The organism is Burkholderia seminalis DSM 23518, assembly GCF_902832885.1.
GTDB classification, from domain to species: domain Bacteria; phylum Pseudomonadota; class Gammaproteobacteria; order Burkholderiales; family Burkholderiaceae; genus Burkholderia; species Burkholderia seminalis.
The window spans coordinates 642,863-662,148 of sequence record NZ_CADFDK010000001.1 but is presented as its reverse complement, the minus strand read 5'-3'; the positions used below and the strand labels follow the sequence as shown (position 1 = coordinate 662,148).

The following is a 19,286-nucleotide window of genomic DNA, read 5'->3' as shown; positions in this document are numbered from 1 at the left end:
ATGACGAAGGCTCAACCCGACTGGCTCGCGCTCGCGACGCGTTTCGCGCAACTGCCCGACGCGCAGCGCGCGGTCTTCATCGACAAGCTCGGCGCGGCCGGCATCGACTTCCGCGTGCTGCCGATTCCGCCGCGCGCGCCGCGCAGCGAGCGCGTGGCGGCTTCGTTTGCACAGACGCGGCTGTGGTTGCACGCGCGGCTGATCGACGCGCCCGACGCGTATCACATCACCGAGCGCCTCGCGCTGACGGGCCCGCTCGACGTGCATGCGCTGCGTCTCGCGTGCGATGCGCTGATCGCACGTCATGAAGCGCTGCGCACGACCTTCGACGAAGCGCAGGACGGTGTCGCGCAAACGATCCACGCGCCGCTGCGCTGCCCGTGGCGCGAGACCGACCTGGAAGCGTTGCCGGCCGCGCAGCGCGCGGCGCGCGCGGAGGCCGTCGCGACGGCCGACGAAGCCGAGCCGTTCGATCTCGGCACGGCGCCGCTCGTGCGCGCGCACCTGGTGCGCTTCGACGCGACGCATCACTGGCTCGCGCTGACGGTCCATCACATCGTGTCGGACGGCTGGTCGTCCGGCGTGATGCTCGACGAACTCGCGGCGTTCTATCGTGCGTATGCGTCCGACCGGCCGGTGCCGCTCGCGCCGCTGCCGATCCAGTACGCCGACTACGCGCTGTGGCAGCGCCGCTGGCTCGATGCCGGCGAGCGCGACCGTCAGCTCGCGTTCTGGCGCGAGCGCCTCGACCCGCAGCGCGGCGTGCTGACGCTGCCGGGCGCGGCCGCGCGGCCGGCGCGCCGCAGCGCACGCGGCGCGCGTCATGTGTTTTCGCTCGACGCGCGCGTCGGCGCGCAACTGCGCGCGTTTGCGGCCGCATCGGGCGCGACGCCGTTCGCCGTGCTGCTGGCCGCGCTCGATGCACTGCTCGCGCGCGCGACCGGCGACGCGCGGATCTGCGTCGGCGTGCCGGCCGCGAACCGCGAACGCGCGGAAGTCGCCGGCCTGATCGGCTTCTTCGTCAACACGCTGGCGATCGACGTCGACGTGCCCGCGCACGGCGATTTCTCGTCGCTGGTCGCTCGCACGCAGCGCGCGCTCGTCGACGCGCAGATGCACCAGGACGTGCCGTTCGAGCAGGTGGTCGACGCGCTCGGCGTGCCGCGCAGCGCGAGCCATCATCCGCTGTTCCAGGTCATGGCCGCGTATGGCGAGCGGCGCGCGCTGCCGGCGCTCGGCGCGGCGTCGGCCGCGTTGCTGCCGTCCGGCACGCCGTCCGCGAAATTCGACCTGACGCTGTCCGTCGAGGCGACGCCCGACGGCACGTTCGACGCCGCTTTCATCTACGCGCTCGACCTGTTCGACGCGGACGCGATCGCGCGGCTGGCCGCGCGATTCGTCACTCTGCTGACCGATGCGCTCGCACGTCCCGACATGCCGGTCGGCGATCTCGACTGGCTGCCCGCCGACGAGCGTGCCCAGCTCTTTGCGTGGAACGCGCCGGCCGGCGCGACCGATGCCGAACCGTTCGTGCCCGTGCATGCGCGTATCGCCGCGCATGCGCAAGCGCGGCCGGACGCGCGCGGTGTCGCCGATATCGACCGCGCGCTGACGCGCGGCGAAGTCGATGCACGCGCGGCGCGCCTCGCCCGCCATCTGGTCGCGGCCGGCGTCCGGCCCGAGATGCGCGTCGGCGTCGCGCTGCAGCGCTCGGTCGACCTGCTCGTCGCGCTGATCGCGGTGCTGAAGTCGGGCGCCGCGTTCGTGCCGCTCGATCCCGCGCATCCGCGCGAACGGCTCGCGCAGATCGTCGGCGACGCGAACATCGCGCACGTGCTGACCGACGGCGCAAGCGCCGCATCGCTGCCCGAACTGCCGGCGCTGCGCGTCTGGCGCGCCGATGCGATCGATGCGCTCGACGAGGCCGGGCACGTCGTGCTGCCGGACGTGCTGCCGGGCCACGCGGCCTATGCGATCTACACGTCGGGCTCGACCGGCAAGCCGAAGGGCGTGATCGTCGACCATGCATCGTTCGCGCTGCATTGCGCGGCGATCGCCGAGCGCTACGGCGCGGGCGAGCACGACGTGTTCCTGCTGTTCCAGTCTGTCAACTTCGACGGCGCGCATGAAGGCTGGTTTTCGCAATACATGTCGGGCGCCGCCGTGTCGGTGACGGCCGACGTTCTGTGGCCGCCCGCGCAGACCTGCGCGATGATGGTGCGCGACGGCGTGACGATGACCTATGTGCCGCCGGGCTGCGCCGCGCAACTCGCCGAATGGGCGCTCCAGCACGGTGCGCCGCCGACGCTGCGTTCGCTGACCGTCGGCGGCGAGGCCACGTCGCGCGAAGCGTTCGCGATGCTGCGCCGTGCGCTGCCGAACGTGCGCGTGGTCAACGGCTACGGCCCGACCGAGACGGTCATCACGCCGACGCTGTGGATGTTCCGGCCCGGCGACGATCTGGCGAAGCTCGGCGACGCCGCTTACCTGCCGATCGGCACGCTGGTCGGCGCGCGCACCGCGCATGTGCTCGACGCGCGGCTGCATCCGCTGCCGGTCGGCGTGATCGGCGAACTGTATCTGGGTGGCGAGGGGATCGGCGTCGCGCGCGGCTATCTCGACCGTCCGGCACTGACGGCGGAGCGCTTCGTGCCCGACCCGTACGGCGCGGCGGGCGCGCGGCTGTACCGCACCGGCGACCTCGTGCGCCGCCGCGCGGACGGCGTATTCGACTTCATCGGTCGCGTCGACCACCAGGTGAAGCTGCGCGGGCTGCGCATCGAACTCGGCGAAATCGAGGCGCAGCTGGCCGCGCACGATGCGGTGCGCGAGGCGTGCGCGGTCGTGCACGGGCAGGGTGCGCTCGCGCAGCTCGTCGCGTATGTCGAGCTGACCGCCGATGCGCGGGCCGCCGCGCAGCCGGTCGAAGCCGCGACGCTCGATGCGCACCTGCGCCGCACGCTGCCCGATTACATGGTGCCCGCGCAACTGATCGTGCTCGACGCGCTGCCGCGCAACGCGAACAGCAAGGTCGACCGTGCGCGGCTGCCGGCGCCGGTGCGCGTCGAACGCGCGTACGAGGCGCCGCGCGACGGCGACGAAACCGCGCTCGCGGCGATCTGGTGCGACGTGCTGAATCTCGAGCGCGTCGGCCGCGGCGATCACTTCTTCGATCTCGGCGGCCATTCGCTCGCGGCCGTGCGGGTCGCGACACGCGTGGCGGAACGGCTCGGCCGCGACGTGCCGGTACGCGCACTGTTCGAGGCGCCCGTGCTCGCACAGTACGCGCGGCAGGTAGTCGATGCGCCGCGCGCCGCGCATGCCGGCGCCGCCGCGCCGGGCGTCGCGGTGGCGAAGCCCGACGCGCATGGCGTGTGGCCGCTGTCGCCCGCGCAGCTCGGCCTGTGGTTCCTGTGGCGCGCGCAGCCGGACAGCGCCGCGTACAACATTCCGGTTGCGCTGCGCGTGCGCGGCCCGCTCGACGTCGATGCGCTGCGCGCGGCGTTCGCGGATGCCGCGGCCGTTCATCCGGCATTGCGCGCGCGGCTCGTGGCGCGCAACGGCGCGCTGCCGGGCCAGCGGATCGACGCGGATGTTGGCGTCGAACTGCCCGTGATCGACCTGTCGGCCCAGGCCGATGCGCTTGCCCGAGCCGCCGCACTGACCGACGAGGATGCCCTCGCGCCGTTCGACCTTGCGGCCGATGCGCCGCTGTGGCGTGCCCGCGTGCTGCGGCTCGACACGGACGACCACGTGCTGTCGGTGACGATCCATCACATCGTGTCGGATGGCGAATCGATCGAGCTGTGGCTCGATGCGGTGCGCACGCGTTATGTCGCTCGGGTGCACGGCGACGCGCTGCCGGCGCTGGACGCGATCCAGCCGGCCGCGCCGCTCGTGCTGCCCGCGCCGTGCCATCCGGCCCGCGTCGCGTATTGGCAGGATGCGCTGGCCGATCTGCCGTCGCGCGTGCTGCCGCAGCGTGCGGACGCGCCGGCCCATCCGCAATGGCGAGCGGCCCGTCTCGCATTCGAATTCGATGCGCACCTGATCCGCGCCGCACGCGACGCCGCATCGGCCGCGCACGCCACGTTGCCGATGCTGCTGCATGCGGCGCTCAATACCGCGCTGTTCCGCGTGACGGGCGCGGCCGACCAGCCGGTCGGCGTGCTGGCGTCGACGCGCGCGCTCACCGGCGATGCGGCCCGCGACGCGCTCGGTCTCTTCATCAACTCGGTCGTCGTGCGCACGCGGATCGACCCGGCAGACCGCCGCGCGGACGTGCTCGCGCAGGTGCGCGATACGGCGCTCGCCGCGTATGCGCATGCCGACGTGCCGTTTGCCGACGTCGTCGCCGCGCTGCGCGCACCGCGTGCCGCGCAGGCCAATCCGCTGTTCCAGGTGATGTTCAACTACCTGCGTCCGACCGGCGCGGCCGCGCGCGACTGGGCCGGTCTGTCGCTCGCCGAATTCGACGACGTGCGCCATCGCGTCGTGTTCACGCTGGAGCTGGACGTCGTCGAGCATCCGGACGGGCGCGTCAGCGCTGCGTTCTCGTATGCGGACGAACTGCTCGACCGCGGTTTCGTCGATGCGCTCGTCGATGTCTATCACGATGAAGTTGCCCGCTTCGCCGGTGCGTCGGAAGCGGCGCTCGGCGTGCCGGACGCACGCGACGCCGCGTTCGGCGCGCATGCACACGCGGCAGCACGGGGCCACGCGCCGTCGTCGCATGCGGCGGCGGTGCTGGCGGCCTTGTGGTCCGACACGTTCGCGACCGCCGCACCCGAGCCCGATGCGGACCTGTTCGAAGCCGGCGCGACGTCGTTCGACGTCGTGCGCTTCGTCGACGCGGCCGGCCGTGCCGGTCACGCGCTGACGGTCGCCGACGTGTTCGCGTCGCCGACGCTCGCAGCCCTCGGTGCACGGCTGGATGCGCGTGCGGAAACAGCACAGGAGGCGCGCCATGCTGGCTGAAGTGCGTCCGGACGGATTCACGATGCTCGATACGTACCGCCTCGCATTCGCGGACGGCCTGTTCGCGCTGCGCGACGGCACGGAGATCCGTGTCGCGCAGGGCGACGGCATCGGCGCGCAGCTGCTGCGCGCGCAACTCGGCGACGACGGTGCGCTGCGCCTCGTCGCATACAACCATCGCGCGGCGCCGGCCGACCAGCGGCGCGCGCTGCTGGCGGCGCTGGCCGCGGCGTTTTCGGACAGCGCGCGCCATGCGGCGATCCGGCTCGACCCGGCCGCATGGCCGGCGGTCGCGCTCGATGCGCTGCGCGCGAGCGGCGTGCTCGCCGACGGCGGCCGCTGCGTGCGTGACGGCTGGGCGCAACAGGCCGACCTGTGGCTCGTCGGCCCGCATCTGCCGTGCGCGACGCTGCCGATGCTCACCGACGGCCGGCGCCACCCGCGCCGGCCGCCCGCGCCGCGCGGCGACGTCTACGCGCGCGACCTGCCGGCGCTCGGCGTGCGCTTCACGCTGCGCGGCTGGCAGCCGGCGGAGGACACCGAACGGCTCGCGCGCTGGTTCGACGAACCGCGCGTGCGCGACGGCTGGCCGGGTGCGCACCCCGCGCCGCGCGGCACGGACGGCGCGCGAGGCGCCGCCCTCGACGCCGATCCGCACGTGACGCCGCTCGTCGGCTGTTTCGACGGCGAGCCGTTCGCGTATTTCGAAGCGTTCTGGCTGAAGGAGGACGCGCTCGCGCCGCACGTCGCGGCGCGCGACTACGACCGCGGGCTGCGGATGCTGGTCGGCGAGTCGCGCTGGCGCGGCCCGCATTGCGTGGCCGGCTGGTTGCCGTCCGTCGTGCATTACCTGTTTCTCGACGACCCGCGTACCGAAGCGGTCGGCTGTGCCGTTCCGGCCGGCCACGCGCGGGTTGCCGACCATCTCGCGCGGCATGGCTTCGCGCGGCAGCGCCGTCTCGCGCTGGCCGACGCGCAGCCGCTGTGGATGCGCACGCTGCGCGAGACGTTCTTCTCCGGCCGTCACGTCTGACGGGCCGGATTCACCGACAAGGGAGCTGAGACATGCAGAGAGAAACCGTATTCGACCTGATCGGCGTCGGCTTCGGGCCGTCGAATCTGGCGCTGGCCGTGCGCCTCGCGGAGCGCAGCGGCGCGCGCACGTTCGCCCATTGCTTCGTCGAGCGCCAGCCGGAATTCGGCTGGCATCGCGGGATGCTGCTCGACGACTGCCGGATGCAGATTTCGTTTCTGAAGGATCTCGTCACGATGCGCGATCCGAAAAGCCGCTACACGTTCATCAACTACCTGTTCGAGCGCGGCCGGCTGAACGAATTCGTCAACCTGAAGAACTTCTATCCGACCCGCGTCGAATTCCACGACTACCTGAGCTGGGTCGCCGACGCATTCGACGACCGCGTGCACTACAGCGAGACCGTGCTGGCGATCGAGCCGGTACGTGGCGACGGCGCGAAGATCGACGCGCTGCGCGTGCTGTCGCGCGACGCGGCGGGCCACGAGCGCCAGCGCGTCACGCGCGCGCTGTCGGTCGGCGTCGGCGGCACGCCCGCGATTCCGGACGCGTTCGCCGCGCTCGGCCGCGACCGCGTGATCCATTCGTCGTCGTACCTGACCGACATCGACCGACTCGTCGCATCGCCCGACGGCGAGCGCCGCCGCGTCGCGGTGATCGGCGCGGGGCAGAGCGCGGCCGAGGTGTTCATCGACCTCGCGCGCCGCTTCCCGCATGTCGACGCGAGCCTCGTGATGCGTGCCGGCGCGCTGAAGCCGGCCGACGACAGCCCGTTCGTCAACGAGATCTTCAGTCCCGAGTTCACCGACGTCGTCTATGCGCAGCCGCACGACGCGCGCCGCGCATTGCTCGAGCGCTACCGCGACACCAACTACGCGGTGGTCGACCGGCCGCTGATCGAGCAGATCTACGAAATGCTGTACCTGCAGCGCATCGACGGCACGCCGCGCCATGCATTGCTTGCGAACAGCGCGATCGAGGCCGCGGTGCGCACGGCCGACGGCCGCATCGAGCTGACGCTGCGCGACCGGTTGAGCGGCGCCACCCGCGTCGAGCGCTTCGACGCGCTGGTGCTCGCGACCGGCTACCGCCGCGACACGCACTCGGCCTTGCTCGAAGGGCTGGCGCCGCACCTCGGCGATGCGCTCACGCGCGGCGACGTCACGCGCGATTACCTGCTCGCGACGCCCGCGGACTTCGCGCCGCGCATCTACCTGCAAGGCTGCTGCGAAGACAGCCACGGATTGTCCGACACGCTGCTGTCGGTACTGGCGCGCCGCGCGGACGAAATCTGCGCGTCGCTCGAAGACGGGATCGCGCCCGGCCATGACGAAGGCGCGGCCCGGGCAATGCACGAAAAACGACCGGAAAACGGGGTGAGCGCGGGCCGGATGGCTTTCGCTCTTTGACAAAGGCGCGGTCGGAGACCGCATGAAAAAAGTGGAGCAGAGAAAGATGGAGTGGGCAACAGGCACGCGTTTGCGTGCGATCGCAGCCGCGGCGAGCGTGGCGTTCGGTACGGCGGCGGCAGGGCACGCATACGCCCAGACGGCGCCGGCCGTGAACGCGGGCGTCGCGGCGTCGGCCAGCAGTGCACAGAACGGCGCGGCGGCCGGTCCGTCGACCAGCGCGCAGAACGGCACGCTGCCGGCGATCACCGTCAACGCGGCCTCGGCCGGCGACGGCACGGTCGGGCTCGTCGCGAAGCGCAGCCGGTCCGGTACCAAGACCGACACGCCGATCAACGAGATCCCGCAGACGATCAACGTCGTCACCGCGCAGCAGATCGAGATGACCGGCGCGACCGACGTGAACGCGGCGCTGCGCTACGTGCCGGGCTTCTCGTCGTACGGTTCGGACAACCGTTCGGACTGGTATGCGGCGCTGCGCGGCTTTACGCCGACGGCCTACGTGAACGGCCTGCAGGTGCCGAACACGATCAACCTCGCCAGCTGGCGTGTCGATCCGTACATGATCGACAGCATCAGCGTGCTGCGCGGGCCGACCTCGGTACTGTACGGCGCGGGCGACCCGGGCGCGATCATCGACGTGCAGACCAAGCTCGCCGACGGCGAGCGCGTGCGCGAGGCCGGGGTGCAGATCGGCAACTACGCGCGCAAGCAGTTCATGATCGACGTCGGCGACAAGCTCGACCCGGACGGCAAGTACGCGTACCGGTTCGTCGGCGTCGCGCGCGACGGCAACGCGCTGACCGGTCCGAACAACGACCAGCGCGTCGCGCTCGCGCCGTCGTTCCGCTGGCGCCCGGACGCGGATACGTCGCTGACGCTGTCCGCGACGTACCTGCAGGACTGGGGCGACATCTCGTCGAACTTCGTCCCGGCGGTGGGCACGGTGCTGCCGAACCCGAGCGGGCAAATCAACAAGGACGTCTACGAAGGTGACCCGAACTTCAACTACTACCGCAAGAAGCAGTGGTCGGTCGGCTACCAGTTCGAACGAAACCTGACGCCGGCGTGGACGTTCCGCCAGAACACGCGGCTGATGCACCTGTCGCTCGACAACGGCTCGGTGTTCGGCAACGGCTTCGTCGACGGCAGCACGACCGACGTGTCGCGCTGGGCCGGCGTGTTCCAGATGAACTACAGCCGCTTCGACATCGACAACAACCTGGAAGGCCGGTTTGCAACGGGCCCGCTCCAGCACACGCTGCTGCTCGGCTTCCAGTACAACCGCCAGACCGCGACCGACAGCGAATGGCTCGCCGCCGCGTCGCCGCTGAACATCTACAACCCGGTCTACACGCCGGTCACGCTGTCGGTGTTCTCGAATCCGGACACCACGTTCCGTACGAACACGTACACGACGATGAACACGTTCGGCCTGTACGCGCAGGACCAGATCAAGTGGAACCGCTGGACGCTGACGCTCGGCGGCCGCGAGGACTGGGTCAACATGCGGATGGACGACCGCGCGGGCGGCACGTCGACGAAGGCGGACGTCACGGCGTTTACCGGCCGCGTCGGCCTCACGTACCAGGGCGATTACGGGCTGTCGCCTTACGTGAGCTATGCGACGTCGTTCAACCCGCTGATCGGCGTGAACCTGCTCGGCGGCGGGCTGCCGCAGCCGACGCGCGGCAAGCAGATCGAGGCCGGCCTGCGCTGGCAGCCGCCCGGCAAGAACCTGATGCTGAACGCGGCGATCTACCAGATCAACCAGACCAACGTGCTCACGTCGGCGTTGCCGGGCCAGGACCCGACCGGCACGAAGTCCGTACAGACGGGCGAAGTGCGTTCGCGCGGGATCGAGCTGAGCGCGACCGGCAAGGTCACGTCGAATCTGTCGGTGATCGCGTCGTACGTCTACCAGGACGTGAAGAACGTGCAGGCCAACGACGTGTCGCTGAACAACTGGCCGGTCGACATTCCGCGGCCGCGCCAGATGGCGTCGCTGTGGACCGACTGGACGTGGCACACGGGGCCGCTCGCGGGCTTCGGCCTCGGCGGCGGCATCCGCTACCAGAGCGCGTCGGCCGGTGCGGCGGACAACTCGCTGACGGTGTCGAGCGTCACGCTGTTCGACGCGGGGCTGCATTACGACGTGCGTAACTGGCGCTTCGCCGTGAACGGGACGAACCTGTTCAACCGCCATTACATCAGCGGTTGCCAGTCGTACAACGTCTGCGTGTTCGGAACCGACCGCACGGTGATCGCGACCGCGAAATACAACTGGTGATGTTGCGCGCCGCGGTCCGCCGGCCGGCCTTCGCGGCCGGCGCGGGCGGGCCGCGGCGCCTTCGTCCGCTTTTCCTCGACGCATCCATGCCGAAAAAAAATCTCGTCTACATCCAGTCGCTGCGCAACGGCGCGGCCGATCGCGCCGGCCAGCCGGTCGCTTATCGGGGCGGCACGCGCTACATGAAGGCGCCGCTCGAATTCCTCGTCGAACGCCTGAACGATTCGCCGCTCGGCGAGCGCTACACCCTCAAGGGCGTGATCGTCGACGACGACGAAGGCTCGCCGGCCGACCGCGCGAAAGTGGCCGACTACGGCTTCGCGCGCACGCCGGGCCGCCCGTGGATCCTGCCGGAGGGGTTGACGGTGCAGGGCACGCCGGTCGACGCGCTGTTCAGCGCGATTCCGTCGACGTACCGGCGGCTGCCGCGCGACGCGCGCGAGCGCGTGGCCGGCAAACAGGCGTTCGAGCGCCGCCTGCTCGAGCGCCTGCTCGAACTCGATGCCGACATCGTCGTGCTCGACGGGCTGCTCGTGATTCTCGATGAGCTCGTGCGGCCGGGCGCGCGCTTTCACCGGCGCATCGCGAACATCCACCCCGGCATCACGGCCGACGATTCGCCGTACCAGCGGCGCGGCGCGTGGGCGACGCTCGATGCGCTGCACGGCGCGCGCGGCGAACGGGTCGACTGGGCGAGCGGCACGACGTCGTCCGTCGAGCCCGTGACGATGACGGGCGCGTCGTTTCACTACGTCGACAACGGCATCGATTCCGGCGAGGTGATCTGCGACGTGCTCGACACGCCGATCGCGCCGGACGACACGATTCTCGAACTGCGCTGGAACAACTTCCAGCGCAGCCTGTTCCCGGCGCTCGAGCGGGGGCTGCATGTCCTCGCCGACCGCCACGACGCGGGAGTACTGTGATGGAAGACACGCTGACGAAACCGGCCGGTGCCGCCGACGCCGTCGCAGGCGAGGTGGCTGCCGCACTCGACGGCGCCGCGCAGGGGCAGGCCGTGGCGGTCGTCGAGCACACGCTCGACGCCTGGCGGCCCGACGGTGCGCCGGACGAGCTGCTCGCGGCGTTCGTCGCGCTGTTCAACACCGACACGCGGTACGACATCGCGACGATCTCGGTGCCGCTCGCCGGCGCGGAGGCGGCAGCCGTCGAGTCGTACGTCGCGCGCGCGGTGCGCGAGGGCGTGATCGACGGCGCGCAGGTCGTGGGCGACACGCTGCGGCTCACCGTGTCGCGCACGACGTTCTGGCAGAACCCGCGGCCGTGGCTGAAGGCGCCCGCGTCGGGCGGGATGCCGCTGCGCTACGCGATCACGAACGGCCACCGGCATCCGGTGCGCCCGCCGTCGCCGGCCGGCGAGATCTATGCGCGCTACATGCCGCAGGTCGGGATGACCTTCAGCCTGCGCACCGTCGACGTCGACGCGCATGCGGACCTGTTCAGCGGCTGGATGAACCTCGATCGGGTCGCGCATTTCTGGGACCAGCGCGGCACGCGCGACGAGCACGCGGCCTACCTTGCCGAGCGGCTCGCCGATCCGCACATGCACCCGATGATCGGTTATTTCGACGATACGCCGTTCGGCTATTTCGAGTTCTACTGGGCGAAGGAGGACCGCCTCGCGCCGTTCTACGACGCGCACGACTACGACCGCGGCTTGCACCTGCTGATCGGCGACTCGCGCTTCCAGAGCGCCGGCAAGCTGCATGCGTGGTGGAGCGGGGTGCTGCACTACATGTTCGTCGACGAACCGCGCACGCAGCGGCTCGTCGGCGAGCCGCGCGTCGATCACGTGCGGCACATCGCGTACATGCACCGGCTCGGGTTCTACACGCTGAAGGAATTCGATTTCCCGCACAAGCGCGCGGCGCTCACGGTGATCGAGCGCGATACGTTCTTTGACACTTTCCGCTTGCCGTGACGGCGCGGGCGCGCGGCGTCGGCACGCGCACGGGCCGCGCATCGAAGCGCCGGGTTGCGCGGCCGAACGCAGGGCAGGCTTCGTCGAGAAGGTGCTGTTTCGACCTCGGGAGCGTGGTGTTCTTGCGCATCAGGAAGGATCGCTTGTTCACTTTTGCATCAGCGCACACAAAAAACGTACAAGCGTCGAAAAGTGAACAGGATTTCGCAAGCCTTTGATGTAAAGGCACTATTTTCTCTACATGAGCGGCCACGCTTTCCTCTCATACGAACCATCGATGTGAAGCGCGCAGTTTTGCGTGTCGACGGCACGCCGGGCAGTCGTCCAGATGGTCGGGCCCCTGCGGCGCGAGTCGTGCCCGCATCCGGCAACTCCAGGTTGCCACCGTGACGACTTTCCGTCTGTCCGGTTGCCGTCGAATCGACTATCGTTGCCTGCATGTTCCGCACCGTACTTCAGGAGACGACACCGTGACGCACAGCGTGATCCCCGCAGGCCTGGCCGACGAAATGATCCAGATCCGGCACCGCATTCATGCCCACCCCGAACTGGGGTTCGAGGAATTCGCGACGAGCGACCTCGTCGCGGAGCAGTTGCAGTCGTGGGGTTATACGGTGCATCGCGGGCTCGGCGGAACCGGCGTCGTCGGGCAGTTGAAGGTGGGCGATGGCGCGCGGCGCCTCGGCCTGCGTGCCGACATGGACGCGCTGCCGATCCACGAGGCGACCGGGCTGCCGTACCAGAGCACGATCGCCGGCAAGATGCATGCGTGCGGCCACGACGGCCACACGGCGATGCTGCTCGCGGCCGCGAAGCATCTCGCCCGCGAGCGCCGTTTCTCGGGCACGCTGAACCTGATTTTCCAGCCGGCCGAGGAAGGGCTCGGCGGCGCGAAGATGATGCTCGACGAAGGGCTGTTCGAGCAGTTCCCGTGCGATGCGATCTTCGCGATGCACAACATGCCGGGCTTCCCCACCGGCCAATTCGGTTTCCTGCCGGGGCCGTTCATGGCGTCGTCGGATACCGTCGTCATCGACGTGCAGGGCCGCGGCGGCCACGGCGCGGTGCCGCACAAGGCGATCGATCCCGTCGTCGTGTGCGCGCAGATCGTGCTGGCGCTGCAGACGATCGTGTCGCGCAACGTATCGCCGCTCGACATGGCGATCGTCACGGTCGGCGCGATCCACGCGGGCGACGCGCCGAACGTGATTCCCGATCGCGCGCAGATGCGCCTGTCGGTGCGCGCGCTGAAGCCCGACGTGCGCGACCTGCTCGAAACGCGCATCAAGGAAGTCGTCCACGCGCAGGCCGCCGTGTTCGGCGCGACCGCGACGATCGACTACCAGCGCCGCTACCCGGTGCTCGTCAACGACGCGGAAATGACGGCGTTCGCGCGGGGCGTGGCGCGCGAGTGGGTCGGCGATGCAAACCTGATCGACGGGATGGTGCCGCTCACCGGCAGCGAGGATTTCGCGTTCCTGCTCGAAAAGCGGCCGGGCTGCTACCTGATCATCGGCAACGGCGACGGGGAGGGCGGCTGCATGGTGCACAACCCGGGCTACGACTTCAACGACGCGGCGCTGCCGACCGGCGCGTCGTACTGGGTCAAGCTGGCCGAGGCGTTTCTGGTATGACGCGGTTTCGCGAACGTCGTCGTTGCCGGGCTCGCATGAGCTTTTCCGGCCGCGACGGATGTGCTCGGATTTGACGCTCCTTGACATCGGCGGGACAGGTCGCGTGCTACGCTGCGCGCGACGCCGGATCGGCTCGATGAATACAGGTGTGAATGACATGCGAAAACAGCTTCTGACCGTGCTGACGGCCTGTGCGGTGGGCGTTCTGGCGGCCGGGTGTGACGACCAGAAGGTGGCGGACGCGGTGAATTCGATCAAGCCCGACCCGCTCGCGTTCGGCAAACTGCAGCCGGGTGTCTCGACGACCGAGGACGTGCTCCGCCAGGCAGGCAAGCCCGAGATGGTCAGGCAGGGCGACGACGGCTCGCAGCGCTTCGAGTACCCGCGCGGCCCGTACGGCACGCGTACCTACATGCTCGATTTCGGGCCGGACGGCCGGCTCGTGTCAATCACGCAGGCGCTGACCGCGGCCAACATCGCGAAGGTCGTGCCCGGCATGTCGAAGGACGACGTGCGGCAACTGCTCGGCAAACCGACCGAAGTCGCGCAATACGCGTTGAGCCATGAAGAGGTGTGGAGCTGGCACTGGGCCGAGGGCGGCGTATCGGGCGACGCGATGTTCAACGCGCATTTCTCGCCCGACGGCACCGTGATCCGGACGTCGCGCTCGGAGGCGCCGGGGCGCGAAAAGCCCTGACGTCGCGGCACGCACGCAGGCTGTTCCGTCAGAATGCCGTGCCGCCGAACAGGGCCGCCGCCATCTCCGGATTCGACGGCCAGTACATGTGCATGTACGTCGCGACGATCGCGCTGCTGCGGTAGACGGCTTCGCCGCTGCCCGGCGCGCCGTCGGGGCGCGCGGCGCTCGCGACCGGCACCAGCGGCGTCGCGAACCGCGAATAGTGGAACGTATGGCCGCGCATCGGCCCGTTGCGCGTCTCGAGTTGCTGCATGCCGAGCGCCGCGAACCGGCGCTGCATCGTCGCATGACCCGGCAACACGCCCAGCATCGGCGTCGTCACGCCGTCCACGTCGGTCAGCGATTCGCACAGATACACCATCCCTCCGCATTCCGCGACGATCGGCCGGCCGGCCGCCGCGTGCGTGCGAATCGTCCGCGCGGTCCCGGCATTCGCCGCGAGCGTCGCCGCATGCAGTTCCGGATAACCGCCCGGCAGGAACAGCGCGTCGCAATCGTCGGGCACCGGTTCGTCGGCGAGTGGCGAGAAGAACCGCACCGCCGCACCGAGCGCATCCAGCAGCGCGAGGTTCGCCGGATAGATGAACGAGAACGCCGCATCGCGTGCGACGGCGATCCGCTTGCCCGCAAGCACGCGCGGCAGCGGCGCCGCGGCGTCCGGTGCCGCGAACGCGACGGCCGGCGGCAATTCGGCGAGCGCCGTCCGCGCGAGCACGTCGGCCGCGCGCTCGAGCCGCGCATCGAGATCGTCGATGTCGGCCGGTTGATGCAGGCCGAGATGCCGCTCCGGCAGCGTGATGCCCGCATCGGCCGGCACGTGTCCGAGCCAGCGGAGGTCGCCGGGCAGCGCCTGCTGCAGCAGTTCCGCATGCCGCGCGGAGCCGACGCGGTTTGCCAGCACGCCGTGAAACGGCAGTGTCGGCCTGAACCGGGCGAGCCCGAACGCGATCGCCGCGAATGTCTGCGCCATCGCCTTCGCCGAAATCACCGCGACGACCGGGACGCCGAACGCGGCCGCGAGATCGGCGCTGCTCGGCGTGCCGTCGAACAGCCCCATCACGCCTTCGATCAGGATCAGATCCGCGTCGCGCGCGGCATCGGCGAGCAGCGCGCGGCAGCCGGTTTCGCCGACCATCCCGAGATCGAGCGCATGCACGGGCGCGCCGCTCGCGCGCTCGAGCAGCATCGGATCGAGAAAGTCGGGCCCGGTCTTGAACACGCGCACGCGGCGGCCCAGCCGGCGGTGCAGCCGTGCAAGACCGGCCGTCACCGACGTCTTGCCCTGGCCCGACGCGGGTGCGCTGACGAACAGCGCGGGGCAGGCCGGCACGCTCAGAACTCCACGCCGCGCTGCGCCTTCACGCCTTGCTCCTTGTACGGGTGCTTGACGAGCCGCATTTCGGTGACGAGATCGGCCGCGTCGATCAGCGCATCGGGCGCGTGCCGTCCCGTCACGACGACGTGCACCGAAGCGGGACGTGCGGCGAGCGTCGCGAGCACTTCGTCGAGCGGCAGGTATTCATACTTCAGCACGGTGTTCAGCTCGTCGAGGATCACCATCCGGTAGTCGCCGCTCTCGATCATCCGGCGCGCCTCGTCCCAGCCCTTGCGCGCGGTCGCGATATCCGCGTCGCGGTTCTGCGTGTTCCACGTATAGCCGTCGCCCATCGTCACGAAATCGCACTCCGCGACCGCGCCGAGAAAGTCGCGCTCGGACGTATGCAGCGCGCCCTTGATGAACTGCACGACACCGAGCCGCATGCCGTGGCCGAGCACGCGCACGGCCATGCCGAACGCGGCCGTGCTCTTGCCCTTGCCGTTGCCGGTATTGACGATCAGCAGGCCCTTTTCCAGGGTGGCGGCGGCCTGCTTCTTCTCGTGGCCGGCGCGGCGGCGTTCGGTCATCCGCTGATGGGATTCGGCATCGGTCTTCATCGGAAATCGTCCTGTCGAAAGCGAAACAAAGGGTTCAGAGCGGGCCGGCGAGGGCAACCGTCACGCCGTCCCGGATGGATTTGGGGCCCAGCAGCCGGCCATGCGGTGCCGCGAGCTGCGCGCAGGGTTCGGCCACGCCCGCCACCCCGAAGCGCGCCAGCGCGGCGTCCGACGGGCTGCTCGCGGCCAGTTCGGGACGGCTCGCCAGCTGCGCCGCGTCGAACGCGACGAGCGGCCAGCCGCGGCGCGCGCACAGCACGCGCAGCGCCCGCGCACACGCCTTGTCGGCGAGCGTCGCGACGAGCGCCGGTTCGGCGGCCGGGTAACGCGCCAGCGCCGCCCGGATCGCGGCGTCGAGCTGCGCGGCCGTGACGCCCGCGCGAAAACCGATGCCGAGCGCGACGCGCATCATGCGCGGCCGCCGAGCGCCGCACGCACGGCCGGATCGTCGGCAAGCGCCGCGACGCGGCCGATCACGACGATGGCCGGTGAACCGATGCCGGTTGCGCCGACGCGTTCGACGAGCGTGTCGAGCGTCGCGAGGACGTGCCGCTGCTCGGGGCGGGTCGCATGCTCGATCGCCGCGCACGGCGTATCGCCGGGCAGGCCGCCGCCGCGCAGCGCGGCGGTGATCGCCTCGAGCCGGCGGATGCCCATGTAGATCACGATCGTCATGCGCGTGGCCGCCAGCGCGCGCCAGTCGGGCTCGTCGGCGCCCGCGCCGTGGCCCGTGACGAAGATCACGCCCTGCGCGGCGCCGCGCTGCGTGACGGGAATGCCGAGCGCGGCCGGCGCGGCAATGCCTGCCGTGACGCCGTTCACGATCTCGACCGCAAAACCCGCCGCGCCCAGCGCGGCCAGTTCCTCGCCGCCGCGGCCGAACACGAACGGATCGCCGCCCTTGAGCCGCGCGACGCTGCGGCCCGCCCGCAAGTGCTCGAGCATCGCGGCGACGATCGCTTCCTGCGGCGTCGACGCATGGCCGCCGCGCTTGCCGACGTGCTCGACCTGCGCGTCGGCGCGTGCATGGCGCAGCACGTCGGGATTCACGAGATCGTCGACGAGCAGCACGTCGGCCGCGCCGATCGCACGCACGGCCTTGAGCGTCAGCAGGTCGGCGTCGCCGGGGCCGGCGCCGATGAGCCACGCGCGGCTCATCACACGCGGCACGGCACGCACCGTGTCGAAACAGTGGAAGGGAACAGGCGGGCGGCACCTCGGCGGCCGGCGGGCAGGCAGTGCATGACGGATCGGACGAAGCCCGCGCGGACGCGGGCGGAATGCGCACCCCATCCGTCCCCCGCGGATCGGGCGTTCGGCGAGCATCGGGCTCGCCCCTTGCGTCGGCCGGTATCCGGGCTGGCCGCTTGCCAGGCCGCAGCCTTCCCGCCCGGTGAAGGGCAGTGGCATCGCGGGCGGCCTGGGCGCGTGCGCGGGGAGCGCGGCGCGCGGGCGGCGTACCGTTGCGGGGACAGCACAGGCCGGGCGGTCGTCCGCCTCCTGTTTCCCGTTTAACTGCATGCGCGGAATGCGCATGCGAGCACCGAACGCGGCGCATACGATAGCACAGCGGTTCGCCCGCGCGAACCGGCCACGGCCGGCCTCCGACACGGTGCGCCGGCGGTGCGCAACGCGGTCCGGCGCACCGTGCCGCCTTGACGCTCCCGGCCCCGCCGCCTACACTCGCACGCGTTTTGGTGCTCGCGCGTGCCGCTCCGGCGCGCGCAGTTAAACGGGAAACAGGGAGCCTGCCTGCACCGCAGTCGAGCCAACCTGTGCTGCCCCCGCAACGGTAAGCGAACGTGTCGCGCGCGAGCGCGATGCAGCGCCGCTTCGCCGCCTGCCGCGTGCAGGCGGACGACCGCCACTGGATGCCGCGCGCATCCGGGAAGGCGAAGCGGCGTGTTCGCCAGCCCGGATACCGGCCTAAACGTTGGGGTTCAGCGCCGCGGGGAGGCGGCGCATCGTCCACGGCCGCAGCAGGCCCGACGCCCGGGGTGTTCCGCTTCCTCCGCCGATCTGCCCCCCGCGCGAACGCGCCGGGCCTGGACGGCGAACGGCAGGCGGCCCGGGCAGGGCCGACGGCAGCCGTGTTGGCATTCACGATGTCGACCGTTCGCAAGGAAGCACCATGTCCGATTCGTTGTTCCGCCCGTCGCGCGGTTGTTCGCGCGGATCGCGCGGCGGTCTGCCTGCGCGTCGCCCGATGAATGGCCTCGCCGCCGCCAATGCGACGATCCCGTCCTGATTCCCTCTTCGACACCGGACCTACCATGACCCTACGCAAGCTTCCCGTCACGATCGTCACGGGCTTTCTCGGCAGCGGCAAGACGACGCTGATGCGCCACATCCTGCAGCACGCCGCGGGCCGCCGCATCGCGGTGATCGTCAACGAATTCGGCGAGCTCGGCATCGACGGCGAGATCCTCAAGGGCTGCGGCATCGGCTGCGAGGACGGCGACGGCGCGCAGGGCGAAGCGTCGGGCCAGCTGTACGAACTCGCGAACGGCTGCCTGTGCTGCACCGTGCAGGAAGAGTTCTACCCGGTGATGGAGGCGCTCGTCGAACGGCGCGCGGACATCGACCACGTGCTGATCGAGACATCGGGCCTCGCGCTGCCGAAGCCGCTCGTGCAGGCGTTCAACTGGCCGACGATCCGCAACAGCTTCACGGTCGACGCGGTCGTGACCGTGGTCGACGGGCCGGCCGCCGCGAGCGGCCAGTTCGCGGAAAACCCGCAGGCCGTCGACGCGCAGCGCCGCGCCGATCCGAACCTCGACCACGAATCGCCGCTGCACGAACTGTTCGCCGATCAGCTGTCGTCGGCCGATCTGGTGATCGTGAACAAGGCCGATCTGGTCGGCGACGCGGAATTCGCCCGGATCGAAACCGCGATCCGCGACGAGATCCCGCCGCAGGTGAAGATCGTGCGCGCGACGCGCGGCGAGCTCGATCTCGCGATGCTGCTCGGCCTCGAATCGGCATCGGAAGACACGATCCACCTGCGTCACGATCATCACGGCTCGGCCGACGACGGCGATCACGATCACCATCACGACGATTTCGACTCGGTGGTCGTGTCCGGCGACGCCGGCACGCGCGAGGCGACGATCGCCGCGCTGCAGCGCGTGGTCGAAGCGCACACGATCTACCGCGCGAAAGGGTTCGCCGCGCTGCCCGGCGCGCCGATGCGGCTCGTGATCCAGGGCGTCGGCCGCCGCTTCGACAGCTATTTCGACCGACGCTGGCGGGACGGCGAAACGCGCGCGAGCCGCTTCGTGCTGATCGGCGAGGATCTCGACGCGGCCGCGCTGCAACGCGCGTTCGACGCCGCGTGCGCGGCCGAGCCGCAACAGGCGTAACGCA

The 19,286-nt window shown here is 70.5% G+C and carries 13 protein-coding genes and 2 riboswitches; of the genes, 9 read left to right on the top strand and 4 right to left on the bottom strand.

Annotated elements, in window-relative coordinates; all coding sequences use genetic code 11:
* From HWX00_RS03035 to bamE, 8 genes are all read left to right on the top strand, one after another.
* On the top strand, positions 1–4,977 hold the full coding sequence (locus HWX00_RS03035) for a non-ribosomal peptide synthetase (protein WP_175868088.1): 4,977 nt from the start codon (positions 1–3) through the stop codon (positions 4,975–4,977).
* Positions 4,967–6,010, top strand: coding sequence for a GNAT family N-acetyltransferase (locus HWX00_RS03030; protein WP_034186918.1), 1,044 nt, complete (start codon positions 4,967–4,969; stop codon positions 6,008–6,010). Before HWX00_RS03035 ends, HWX00_RS03030 begins: the two co-directional genes overlap by 11 nt.
* A 32-nt stretch (positions 6,011–6,042) precedes the next feature.
* Entirely contained in the window at positions 6,043–7,419 is a 1,377-nt protein-coding gene (locus tag HWX00_RS03025; protein ID WP_124669085.1) for a lysine N(6)-hydroxylase/L-ornithine N(5)-oxygenase family protein, read from the top strand.
* Positions 7,420–7,465: 46 nt separating this feature from the next.
* Entirely contained in the window at positions 7,466–9,709 is a 2,244-nt protein-coding gene (locus HWX00_RS03020; protein ID WP_455737872.1) for a TonB-dependent siderophore receptor, read from the top strand.
* Between the two features lie 86 nt (positions 9,710–9,795).
* On the top strand, positions 9,796–10,635 hold the full coding sequence (locus tag HWX00_RS03015; protein ID WP_059557857.1) for a formyl transferase: 840 nt from the start codon (positions 9,796–9,798) through the stop codon (positions 10,633–10,635).
* On the top strand, positions 10,635–11,651 hold the full coding sequence (locus HWX00_RS03010; protein WP_124607952.1) for a GNAT family N-acetyltransferase: 1,017 nt from the start codon (positions 10,635–10,637) through the stop codon (positions 11,649–11,651). The genes HWX00_RS03015 and HWX00_RS03010 overlap by 1 nt, the downstream gene beginning before the upstream one ends.
* Before the next feature lie 470 nt (positions 11,652–12,121).
* Positions 12,122–13,285: a M20 aminoacylase family protein gene (locus tag HWX00_RS03005; RefSeq protein ID WP_059557725.1), complete on the top strand. Its 1,164-nt coding sequence runs from the start codon at positions 12,122–12,124 to the stop codon at positions 13,283–13,285.
* Between the two features lie 157 nt (positions 13,286–13,442).
* Positions 13,443–13,982, top strand: a complete 540-nt coding sequence (gene bamE, locus HWX00_RS03000; RefSeq protein ID WP_034186913.1) for an outer membrane protein assembly factor BamE domain-containing protein — start codon at positions 13,443–13,445, stop codon at positions 13,980–13,982.
* 28 nt (positions 13,983–14,010) lie between these two features.
* Here bamE and HWX00_RS02995 read toward each other — a convergent pair whose 3' ends face one another.
* Genes HWX00_RS02995 through cobA form a run of 4 tightly spaced genes read right to left on the bottom strand, consistent with a single transcriptional unit; the run spans position 14,011 to position 17,078 of the window.
* Positions 14,011–15,315, bottom strand: coding sequence for a cobyrinic acid a,c-diamide synthase CobB (locus HWX00_RS02995; protein ID WP_175029347.1), 1,305 nt, complete (start codon positions 15,313–15,315; stop codon positions 14,011–14,013).
* Between the two features lie 2 nt (positions 15,316–15,317).
* Complete coding sequence (cobO, locus tag HWX00_RS02990; protein ID WP_034186911.1) at positions 15,318–15,920, bottom strand: cob(I)yrinic acid a,c-diamide adenosyltransferase; 603 nt, start codon at positions 15,918–15,920, stop codon at positions 15,318–15,320.
* Positions 15,921–15,954: 34 nt separating this feature from the next.
* Complete coding sequence (locus tag HWX00_RS02985; protein ID WP_175868087.1) at positions 15,955–16,332, bottom strand: cobalamin biosynthesis protein; 378 nt, start codon at positions 16,330–16,332, stop codon at positions 15,955–15,957.
* On the bottom strand, positions 16,329–17,078 hold the full coding sequence (gene cobA, locus HWX00_RS02980; protein WP_175028572.1) for a uroporphyrinogen-III C-methyltransferase: 750 nt from the start codon (positions 17,076–17,078) through the stop codon (positions 16,329–16,331). Before cobA ends, HWX00_RS02985 begins: the two co-directional genes overlap by 4 nt.
* 170 nt (positions 17,079–17,248) lie before the next feature.
* A riboswitch (cobalamin riboswitch) is annotated at positions 17,249–17,484 on the bottom strand.
* Positions 17,485–17,598: 114 nt separating this feature from the next.
* Positions 17,599–17,864, top strand: a riboswitch (cobalamin riboswitch).
* Between the two features lie 329 nt (positions 17,865–18,193).
* Between cobA and cobW the strand changes: the two genes are divergently transcribed.
* Positions 18,194–19,282 (top strand): cobalamin biosynthesis protein CobW, encoded by a 1,089-nt coding sequence (gene cobW / locus HWX00_RS02975; RefSeq protein ID WP_175028573.1) that lies wholly within the window; start codon positions 18,194–18,196, stop codon positions 19,280–19,282.
* Positions 19,283–19,286: the final 4 nt, after the last annotated feature.

Coding starts and splice junctions, on each gene's coding strand:
- HWX00_RS03010 (WP_124607952.1), top strand. CDS start 10,635: ATGGAAGACACGCTGACGAAACCGGCCGGTGCCGCCGACGCCGTCGCA.
- HWX00_RS03025 (WP_124669085.1), top strand. CDS start 6,043: ATGCAGAGAGAAACCGTATTCGACCTGATCGGCGTCGGCTTCGGGCCG.
- HWX00_RS03015 (WP_059557857.1), top strand. CDS start 9,796: ATGCCGAAAAAAAATCTCGTCTACATCCAGTCGCTGCGCAACGGCGCG.
- cobO (WP_034186911.1), bottom strand. CDS start 15,920: ATGAAGACCGATGCCGAATCCCATCAGCGGATGACCGAACGCCGCCGC.
- HWX00_RS02985 (WP_175868087.1), bottom strand. CDS start 16,332: ATGATGCGCGTCGCGCTCGGCATCGGTTTTCGCGCGGGCGTCACGGCC.
- bamE (WP_034186913.1), top strand. CDS start 13,443: ATGCGAAAACAGCTTCTGACCGTGCTGACGGCCTGTGCGGTGGGCGTT.
- HWX00_RS03035 (WP_175868088.1), top strand. CDS start 1: ATGACGAAGGCTCAACCCGACTGGCTCGCGCTCGCGACGCGTTTCGCG.
- cobA (WP_175028572.1), bottom strand. CDS start 17,078: ATGAGCCGCGCGTGGCTCATCGGCGCCGGCCCCGGCGACGCCGACCTG.
- HWX00_RS03020 (WP_455737872.1), top strand. CDS start 7,466: ATGGAGTGGGCAACAGGCACGCGTTTGCGTGCGATCGCAGCCGCGGCG.
- cobW (WP_175028573.1), top strand. CDS start 18,194: ATGACCCTACGCAAGCTTCCCGTCACGATCGTCACGGGCTTTCTCGGC.
- HWX00_RS03030 (WP_034186918.1), top strand. CDS start 4,967: ATGCTGGCTGAAGTGCGTCCGGACGGATTCACGATGCTCGATACGTAC.